This is a genomic window from Photorhabdus antumapuensis, assembly GCF_020387775.1.
Classification (GTDB): domain Bacteria; phylum Pseudomonadota; class Gammaproteobacteria; order Enterobacterales; family Enterobacteriaceae; genus Photorhabdus; species Photorhabdus antumapuensis.
In genome coordinates, this window is record NZ_JAHZMK010000082.1 from 1 (window position 1) to 7,298 (window position 7,298).

Sequence of the window (7,298 nt, forward strand, 5' to 3'; positions counted from 1 at the left end):
GTTTTCAGTTAAGAATAAAAATGCCGACTGTCATATCAGTCGGCATAGCAGAAAAGAGAAATTATTCAGAAAGTTATTTCACTTTTTCCTGATAACGTATCGCTGCTTCATCCCAGCTAACAACGTTCCAGAACGCCTTAATATAGTCAGGACGACGGTTTTGGTACTGTAAGTAATAAGCATGTTCCCAAACATCCAGACCAATAATCGGATAACCAGATGCACCAGAAATCGCTTCACCCATTAATGGGCTATCCTGGTTAGCAGTCGATACAACCGCCAGCTTGCCATCATCTTTCAGTACTAGCCACGCCCAGCCAGAACCAAAGCGGGTAGCCGCTGCCTGCTCAAATTTCTCTTTAAAAGAATCTATACTACCGAAATCGCGTTCAATAGCTTCTTTTAATGGGCCTTGCAGAGTTGTGCCTAATTTCAGACCTTTCCAAAACAAGCTATGGTTAGCGTGCCCACCAGCATTATTACGAACAAAAGTACGTTTATCAGCAGGTACCTTATCTAATTGCTGAATCAGATCATCAATATCCAGTCCTGCCAGCTCTGGGAAGGCTTCCAGGGCGCTATTGGTATTATTAACGTAAGTCTGATGATGCTTGGTATGGTGGATTTCCATCGTCTGCTTATCAAAATGAGGTTCCAGAGCTTCATAAGAATAAGGAAGAGAAGGTAATGAATAGCTCATATCATGTACTCCAGTCATATAAGAATGGTTCAAAGTCCACACCTTGTGAACAACGTGATCATTATAGTTAATTAAATATTATTGGAAATGTTTATCAATACCATATTCTCATTATGGTTTTATTATACAACTGTGTTTCAGTGACTTATCAGTCAATTTGTCTATATTAAACATTATTATTGGATTAGGATTTTGAATTACTATTTTTGATTAGCCATTAAACCTAAATAAACCCGCCACACTAAATGACAATCACGTGGAAAATATTCTTTTTATTGCGTGATCTTCCGCGCAAAAAAAAAACAAAAATTCTCTTTACACTTTAGTTAACTTTGATTTGACATAATATTAACATTCGTAAGGAGAATATTATATGACCAAAATAATGAAGCACCCTATTCCTATCGCCATTGCAGAACATGCCCTGATGAATGAGCAACAATATCAACAAGACTACCAATTATCGTTGCAAGATCCCGAAAGGTTCTGGGGTGAAAAAGGAAAAATTGTTGACTGGATTAAGCCTTACACCAAGGTAAAGAATACCTCTTTTGATCCTGGACATATCAATATCCGCTGGTTTGAAGATGGAACACTAAACTTAAGCGCAAATTGTCTCGATCGTCATCTAAAAGAACGTGGTGAGCAAACCGCTATTATCTGGGAAGGTGATGATCCAACAGAATCCAAAGCAATAACCTATCGTGAACTACACCATGATGTATGTCAGTTTGCCAATGTATTGAAAAATCTTGGTATTAAAAAAGGCGATGTTGTTGCTATTTACATGCCGATGGTGCCAGAAGCAGCGGTTGCCATGTTAGCATGTGCCCGCATTGGTGCTATTCACTCTGTTATTTTCGCAGGTTTTTCTCCTGATGCCGTATCCGGGCGTATCATCGATTCAAACACCAAATTGGTCATTACCGCCGATGAAGGATTGAGAGCCGGACGTACAATTCCCCTGAAAAAGAATGTTGATGACGCATTAAATAATGCAGCCGTTGTCAATGTATCCAATGTGATCGTTTTTAAACGTACTGGAAATATTGGTCACTGGCAATCTGGCCGTGACCTTTGGTGGCATGAATTGGTAGCAGACGCGAGTGCTGACTGTCCAGTTGAAGAGATAAATGCAGAAGACCCGCTGTTTATTCTCTATACCTCAGGCTCTACCGGTAAACCCAAAGGTGTACTGCACACCACTGGAGGTTACCTTGTATATGCATCTCTAACATTTAAATATGTATTCGACTATCAGCCGGGGGAAGTCTATTGGTGCACAGCCGATGTGGGATGGGTTACCGGACATAGCTACCTGCTCTACGGCCCCCTTTCCTGTGGCGCTATTACCCTAATGTTCGAAGGTGTACCAAACTATCCTGCGGTTAACCGTCTGAGCCAGATTATTGATAAACATCAGGTAAATATCCTGTACACAGCCCCCACAGCGATTCGTGCCCTGATGGCTGAAGGTGACAAAGCTATTGAAGGAACGAAACGTACTTCTCTGCGTATTATGGGATCAGTTGGCGAGCCGATTAACCCGGAAGCTTGGGAATGGTATTACCAGAAAATTGGTAACAGCAAATGCCCGATTGTCGATACCTGGTGGCAAACAGAAACTGGTGGCTTCATGATCACACCACTGCCAGGCGCAACCGAACTAAAAGCAGGTTCCGCAACGCTACCTTTTTTCGGTGTTCAACCCGCGCTGGTTGATAATCTTGGTGAACTACTAGAAGGTGTTTGTGAAGGAAACCTGGTTATTACCGATTCCTGGCCCGGACAAGCACGCTCACTATTTGGCGATCATGACCGTTTCGAACAAACCTATTTCTCTACCTTTAAGGGAATGTATTTTAGTGGTGATGGCGCACGCCGTGATGAAGATGGTTACTATTGGATAACTGGCCGTGTTGATGATGTGCTGAACATTTCCGGCCACCGTCTAGGTACTGCTGAAATTGAATCTGCTTTGGTTTCCCATCCTAAAATTGCAGAAGCTGCTGTCGTAGGTACTCCACATAACATTAAAGGGCAGGCAATTTATGCCTATGTCACCTTGAATCACGGTGAAGAACCCTCTCCAGAACTCTATACAGAAGTCCGTAATTGGGTACGTAAAGAAATCGGTCCGATTGCTACACCAGATATCCTACACTGGACAGACTCCTTACCAAAAACCCGTTCAGGAAAAATTATGCGTCGTATTCTGCGCAAAATAGCTTCCGGCGATACCAGCAATCTAGGAGATATTTCAACACTAGCAGATCCAGGAGTAGTAGAAAAATTGTTGGAAGAAAAACAAACAATGAGTATTTCATGACAGATCATGCCGCCTTACGGCGGCTGTAATCAAAATATAATAAATATAAGAGGATATACTCCGATGAATGACGACATTTACCAAGGAATTGAGAATAACCCCCGTTTCAAAGAATTGGTTGAAAAGCGAGGACGTTTTGCATGGTTGTTATCAATAATCATATTAGTTCTGTATGTCAGTTTTATTTTTCTCATTGCATTTGCCCCCGAATGGCTAGGTACTCCCCTTCATAATGGTTCCAATATTACCCGAGGAATACCGGTTGGTATTGGTTTAATTATTATTTCATTCGTCTTAACCGGCCTATATGTCATTAGAGCCAACAGCGAGTTTGATCACCTTACCTCACAAATTCTCAGTGAGGTAAAGAAATGAAAAAGTTCCTGTTATTAGCAATAGTGCTATTTCCTCATCTCACTTGGGCTAACGCAATCTCCGAAACCGTAGAAAGACAACCTGTCAATACTCAGGCCATTATCATGTTCGTCCTGTTTGTCAGTTTTACACTCTATATCACTTACTGGGCCTCAAAAAAAACACGATCCCGTACTGATTACTACACGGCGGGTGGACGTATTACTGGTTTCCAAAATGGAATGGCAATTGCTGGAGATTTTATGTCCGCAGCATCATTCCTCGGCATTTCCGCTTTAGTCTATACGTCTGGTTATGATGGACTAATTTATTCTATCGGCTTCTTGATTGGCTGGCCTATTATCCTATTTCTGATTGCCGAAAGATTAAGAAACCTTGGACGCTATACTTTTGCCGATGTCGCTTCTTACCGGTTACAACAACGCCCAATCCGTACGTTATCTGCAATTGGCTCACTGTTTGTTGTCGCCCTTTATCTTATTGCTCAGATGGTTGGTGCAGGTAAACTTATCGAATTACTTTTTGGACTCAATTACCATGTTGCAGTCGTATTGGTTGGTATCCTAATGGTACTTTATGTTCTGTTTGGCGGTATGCTAGCAACGACCTGGGTACAAATCATCAAAGCTATCTTATTGCTAGCTGGTGCCACCTTTATGGCCCTTATGGTCATGAAAACAGTAAACTTCAATTTCAATACGCTGTTCAAAGAAGCCATTGCTGTCCACTCAAGAGGTGAAGCCATCATGAGTCCAGGAGGATTGGTATCTGACCCAATATCCGCACTTTCTCTCGGTCTCGCATTGATGTTTGGTACTGCTGGCTTACCTCATATTATTATGCGTTTCTTTACTGTAAGTGATGCGAAAGAGGCACGAAAAAGCGTTTTCTATGCTACTAGCTTTATTGGCTATTTTTACATTCTGACCTTTATCATCGGTTTCGGTGCTATTTTACTGGTTAGTCCAAATCTTTCCTTTAAAGATGCTACCGGCGCGCTCATTGGTGGTACTAACATGGCAGCCATTCACCTTGCTAGTGCAGTTGGAGGCAACTTGTTCCTGGGTTTTATCTCTGCTGTCGCCTTTGCCACAATTCTAGCCGTTGTTGCGGGGTTAACTCTGGCTGGCGCATCAGCGGTATCACATGATCTATATGCAAACGCCATTAAACGCGGTAAAGCTAATGAACGAGATGAGCTGAAAGTATCAAAAATAACGGTTGTGATACTTGGGTTTATCGCGATCGGATTAGGTATTTTATTTGAAAACCAGAATATAGCCTTCATGGTTGGATTAGCATTTTCTATTGCTGTAAGCTGTAATTTCCCAATTATTCTTTTATCTATGTACTGGCGTAAACTCACTACCCGTGGTGCATTAGCCGGAGGCTGGCTAGGATTAATTACAGCGGTAGTTTTAATGATTCTCGGCCCAACAATTTGGGTCAGCATTCTCGGTCACGAGAAACCCATCTATCCTTATGAATATCCAGCATTATTCTCAATGCTTATCGCTTTTATTGGTTCATGGCTATTCTCTATCACCGATAATTCACAACAAGGCACACAGGAAAGAGAACAATTTAGAATCCAGTTTATTCAATCACAAACAGGACTTGGTATCGCACAAGGAAAAGCACACTAATTACGTTTTTATGTCCAGCCTCTCCTTCGGGAGAGGTATTTTCATTAGAAACCGCTTGAAATCAGAGCTATTTCACAAGTTAACCTCTTGTTTTAATCCCAGGTTAATGATTAACTCTTTTATTTAAATTTATTAATTAAATTATTAATCTGTATGCGAAATAAATGGCCAATTATTATTATTTTGACTCTCTCTTTATTACCGATAATCTTCATTAGTGATTTAGCGGGTGAATATAAGTTAAGAATAATATTACTGAGTTTCTTTCTGGTAAGTGCTAACGCATTTTTTTATTGTTATAAATATCTTAAGCCATTTGTTTTTCTTATTTCTCTATTGTGGTCGATTAATATATCCACATCATTTTTCTTCTTTAATGAACATCAGATAAGCTTTTCTTCAACTATTGCCAATACTTTTATCAATACAAATAGCAATGAAGCTGTAGGTATGTTGTCCTACAACAAATACTATGTATTTTTCTTTATTTTTATGCTGTTAGTATATTTTTTATCTATTAGATGGTTATCAAATAATATAGACAAAAAATTACTCAAATCCAGTTTATGGGCTTTTATTTTTGTCTGCCTGTTAGTGCCTGTTGACTACTATATCTCAGGAAAAAAATATTCTGATGATATTATTCTATCAGAACACTTTTTAATGGGAACACCCTTCTATAACTCATCAGCAATGGTAAAAGCAATATATGAAAATCAAAAAATTAAAAACATTTATTCTGTTAAAGTAAACTTTAATTATATACAAGAAGATAAAGAAATTGATATTTACATATTACTGATAGGAGAATCAGCAAGAAGAGATCATATGTCTTTGTACGGTTATGAAAAAACCACAACACCAACATTAGACACGATGCAGAGAAATATGCTGATATTCAATCAAGCTATTTCTCCAGCTCCAGTTACTATATTATCCTTACCTATTTCACTTTCTAATATTACTTTATATCAGCTCAGAAATAAGGTTCATTATGCCGACAATATTATATCTTTAGCTAAAAATGCAGGATTTAAGACAACTTGGATAAGTAACCAAGGAAGATCAGGTAAAAGCAATAGCCTGATCACAGTTATTGCTAATATGGCTGAAAACCAAAAATGGAATGAATATATTGGATATGATGAAGAGTTACTGCCCTATTTAGATGATGCACTAAAACAGAAAGGTAAGAAATTTATTGTTATGCATATCTATGGCAGTCATGAACCATCCTGTAACCGATTTCCCGAAAATAAACTAATATCCTTCTCATCAAATGAGGATGATAATTGCTATGACAGCTCAATAGCTTATACAGATCAATTGATAGAGAAAATTATTAATAAAATTAAAGAGTATAAAGCATCTATTCTCTATTTTTCAGATCACGGATTACAACGTTTAGATAAAAACGGTGATATCCATTATCACCACGGTGTTAGTCATCCTAGAAAAGATTCCTATAATATTCCCTTATTTATCTGGTATAACGATAATGTTAATCCAAAATATCGTCATACTGGTGTAATAAATACTCCTTTCTCAACTTCAGATAATTATTACCTTATTAGTGATTGGCTAGGTATTTATCATAAATCTCCAGAATACTGCCGTTCACCATTAAGCAATTGTTTCAAATCACAGGAAGAGTTAATGGTAATCGATGGTAATAAAAATCTGATGAAATATAGCGAGCTTTCTGATGAGAAAAATATCAAAAATTCAGACAAGTGATTTACAGATGTTCAGATCTATTATCCCTAGCATCAAAACTCAAATGAATGATTCATAGACATGAAAGAAAGATAACCAATCTGTAATTTCTCAAACTTGTAATACAATAGTAAACCATAATGATGAACTAAATTTGGAATTGCACTACTCATTTTCTATTAGCTTAAGGAACAGGTTTAAATTATTTTTCGTGTCAACTGCCTATAGAGGGTTTTGATTATTAACGGATAGATAAAAGCTAGTTATTTTCTTAAAAGAGTGCTCACCAGATGGAAATCCAAAATAACTAAACAGCCTTCTGCATCCATATGGGCTCTAAAAACGGTTCTCACCGCCCTACCCCTTGTATATAACTACCTTTTACTTCGCCAGTGAGCCGTAACAGAAGCGATTGCGCATGAAATACGCATGAATGATTTGGCAGTACCAGACCCTTGACCGGATAAATATGGCTAGATGAACTACGCGCTATATCTGTATCTGGCGCATAAACGCAAAAACCCCCAGCTTG

Annotated in this window: 6 protein-coding genes; 4 read left to right on the plus strand and 2 right to left on the minus strand. The window is 38.5% G+C overall.

Annotation, left to right across the window (positions count from 1 at the left end; genetic code table 11):
- Window positions 1-73: 73 nt before the first annotated feature.
- Window positions 74-700, minus strand: coding sequence for a superoxide dismutase [Mn] (sodA, locus tag KZ793_RS21735; RefSeq protein WP_225817179.1), 627 nt, complete (start codon window positions 698-700; stop codon window positions 74-76).
- Window positions 701-1,073: 373 nt separating this feature from the next.
- Between sodA and acs the strand changes: the two genes are divergently transcribed.
- The 4 genes from acs (at window position 1,074) to KZ793_RS21755 (ending at window position 6,787) form a co-directional block, all read left to right on the plus strand.
- Window positions 1,074-3,029, plus strand: coding sequence for an acetate--CoA ligase (gene acs, locus KZ793_RS21740; RefSeq protein ID WP_225817180.1), 1,956 nt, complete (start codon window positions 1,074-1,076; stop codon window positions 3,027-3,029).
- A 63-nt stretch (window positions 3,030-3,092) separates the two neighbouring features.
- The gene (locus tag KZ793_RS21745; RefSeq protein ID WP_118987366.1) at window positions 3,093-3,404 is read left to right on the plus strand and encodes a DUF485 domain-containing protein; all 312 of its coding nucleotides are present in this window, start codon (window positions 3,093-3,095) and stop codon (window positions 3,402-3,404) included.
- On the plus strand, window positions 3,401-5,050 hold the full coding sequence (gene actP / locus KZ793_RS21750) for a cation/acetate symporter ActP (protein ID WP_225817181.1): 1,650 nt from the start codon (window positions 3,401-3,403) through the stop codon (window positions 5,048-5,050). The genes KZ793_RS21745 and actP overlap by 4 nt, the downstream gene beginning before the upstream one ends.
- A 153-nt stretch (window positions 5,051-5,203) precedes the next feature.
- Window positions 5,204-6,787 carry a phosphoethanolamine transferase gene (locus tag KZ793_RS21755; RefSeq protein WP_225817182.1) on the plus strand — a complete coding sequence of 528 codons (1,584 nt, stop codon included), beginning with the start codon at window positions 5,204-5,206 and terminating at the stop codon, window positions 6,785-6,787.
- Window positions 6,788-7,115: 328 nt separating this feature from the next.
- Here KZ793_RS21755 and KZ793_RS21760 read toward each other — a convergent pair.
- A partial coding sequence (locus KZ793_RS21760) for a hypothetical protein (RefSeq protein ID WP_225817183.1) occupies window positions 7,116-7,298 on the minus strand: 183 nt, incomplete at its 5' end.